Here is a 2,235-nt window from a genome sequence, read left to right on the forward strand (position 1 = left end):
CCGGCGTCGCCAACCGGTGCCACTGGAATTCCTCCCCGCCTCCGCAGCGCCGACGTCACGACGGGTTGCCCCGGTTGCGCCGTAACGTAAGCGTAGTCCTCGCCACAGCAATGACAGCGTCCGGTACGGGAGCACATCACCCGAACGCCGGCCACAGAGTCAACCGGCGTCCGGCGGCAACCGGGCACGACAGGTCTGCCGCGCCCGGCAGGCAGGCTCCCGTACAGGGTCCCCTACGTTGAGAAGGAGCAGGACCGGTGGTCATCATCGCCGGTGCCGGTGCCGGCGGAGTCCGTACAGCCGTTCCAGCGGTGCTCCGCGGCCCGGTCGGCCGGTGAGACGTATGGGAGCTCACACGGCGGTGTGGCGTCCGGACGTGCGTCCATACTCGGTGGGATGCGACGTCACCCGGTCCGTTCGGCTGGGAGTGGATGATAGGCGGCAGAGCGCCGTATCCGGGGGGAGGCAAGTCGCGCCCAACGATGCTGATCGTTTCGAGGTGCCGCTGTACAGCGTCGCCGAGGCCGGCCGGTACCTGCGAGTGCCGACCTCGACCTTTACGACCTGGGCATACGGATATGCACGACGGCGACCCGGACGACCCCCGGTTCGCGGTGAGCCGATCGTCACCGCACGTCCTGCGACGGAGCACGGCGAGGCTGTGGTGCCGTTTATCGGTCTTGCCGAGGGCCTGGTGCTCGCAGCGATCCGGCGTGCCGGTGTGCCACTTCAACGCATCCGGCCCGCCCTCACCCGCCTGTCCGAGGATCTCGGGATCGCGCACGTCCTGGCGTCCAAGGCCCTTTACACCGACGGCGCCGAGGTACTCTACGACTTCGCTGAGAGCCAGGGCGACACACCTGAAGCGCGAGGTGCACGGGAGCTGGTCGCCGTGCGTAAAGGCCAGCGGGTGTTCGGGGATATCGTCGAGGCCTACCTGCAGCGCGTCGACTTCGCGCCGGACGGCTATGCCCAGCTCATTCGTCTACCCGAATACCAGCACGCCGACGTCGTGGTCGACCCCCGCCGCGGGTTCGGTCAGCCGATTTTCTCCCATGGCGGGGCCCGGCTCGAAGACGTTCTGGGCCGCTTCCACGCCGGCGAGCAGCTCGCGGAGGTCGCTGAAGAGTTCGGTGTCCCCCCGGACGAGCTGGAAGACGCCGTACGCATCGCCAGCAAACCCGCCGCCTAGTGACAGCACATCCCGAGGGGCTTCCCCACGTCTTCGTCGACCGCAGCCTCGGTCGTATCGCCGTCCCTCGGCTGCTGCGACAAGCCGGTATCGAGTTGACGACGCTCGCCGAACACTACGGTATCCCGCACGACGAGAAGGTCGAGGACGTCACCTGGCTCACCGATACCGCTCGGCTTGGTAGCGTTTATGAAAGACGAAAGGATCAGACGCAGACCCGCCGAGAAGGCAGCCGTCATAAAACACGCCGCTCGCTGCTTCTACATCACTCGGCAGAACCTGTCCGGTCCGGAAATGGCCCAACGATTCATCGACAATCTCGACGCGATCGTCACCGCGTGCACCAAGGCGGGACCATTCATCTATGCCGTTCACTCCAACCAGATCAAAGAAATGGATCTCGGCTAGCGAAATTCAACCTGCTGCCCGCAGCGATTTGACGAGTTTTGCGTAACCGTCTTCTTCGAAGAGATTCACCCAGTGCCATTTCTGCAGGCGATCCGGCAACTCGCAGTGTTCGAGCCGTACGGGAATCAGGAAGATCGATCCTTCGGGCTGCTCGTCGGCGACGTCCAGCGCGTGTTTGATTTCCTTCTGGACGTACCCCCTCTTACCCGTGGACGTCGAGGACAGGCAGACGAGAACAACACGACTGGTACGAATGGCTCGACGAATCTCCAGGTCCCAGTCCTGACCGGGCAGCAGGTCCTCGGTGTCGAGCCAGACCTCGAATCCGTCACCGCGCAGCCGCTTGTAGAGATCCCGGACTCGAGGTTTGTCCTGGGACGCATGACAGAGGAAGATCTTCGACGACCCGGCCACCGTCGTGGTCAGTGTGTCCCCAGCGGCCTCGCCGGCGAGATTGAGATAACGAAGAGCGAGATAACGAACAGCAAGTCGCTGGAACACGGCATTGCCGGGGAAACGCTGTCTTGCCGCGCGCAGCAGCCTTCGGTAGGGCGCACCCTCGATGGTCCCGGTGTCGAGCTCGAAGAAGATCTGGCTCCACCACTGTTCCGGGTTGCTGCCCTGGAGAACCGGGC

Annotated in this window: 3 protein-coding genes and 1 pseudogene; 3 read left to right on the plus strand and 1 reads right to left on the minus strand. The window is 64.5% G+C overall.

Annotation, left to right across the window (positions count from 1 at the left end; genetic code table 11):
* Window positions 1–343 precede the first annotated feature (343 nt).
* The 3 genes and pseudogenes from DD1DGNOD_RS30900 to DD1DGNOD_RS29725 all read left to right on the plus strand — a co-directional run bounded on the left by DD1DGNOD_RS30900 (window position 344) and on the right by DD1DGNOD_RS29725 (window position 1,600).
* A complete protein-coding gene (locus DD1DGNOD_RS30900) occupies window positions 344–1,192 on the plus strand; it encodes a DUF433 domain-containing protein (protein WP_346434344.1) in 849 nt (282 codons plus the stop codon).
* Window positions 1,192–1,368 (plus strand): annotated as a pseudogene (locus DD1DGNOD_RS31340) (hypothetical protein); the annotation flags it as partial. The gene DD1DGNOD_RS30900 and the pseudogene DD1DGNOD_RS31340, both read left to right, overlap by 1 nt.
* Before the next feature lie 13 nt (window positions 1,369–1,381).
* On the plus strand, window positions 1,382–1,600 hold the full coding sequence (locus tag DD1DGNOD_RS29725) for a hypothetical protein (RefSeq protein ID WP_131767332.1): 219 nt from the start codon (window positions 1,382–1,384) through the stop codon (window positions 1,598–1,600).
* Window positions 1,601–1,606: 6 nt separating this feature from the next.
* On the opposite strand, the gene DD1DGNOD_RS17680 is transcribed toward DD1DGNOD_RS29725, so the two are convergent.
* Window positions 1,607–2,235, minus strand: a 629-nt coding sequence (locus DD1DGNOD_RS17680) for a toll/interleukin-1 receptor domain-containing protein (protein ID WP_131770652.1), incomplete at its 5' end; no start/stop codon positions are given.

This window comes from Candidatus Protofrankia californiensis (assembly GCF_900634765.1).
Lineage (GTDB): Bacteria > Actinomycetota > Actinomycetes > Frankiales > Frankiaceae > Protofrankia > Protofrankia californiensis.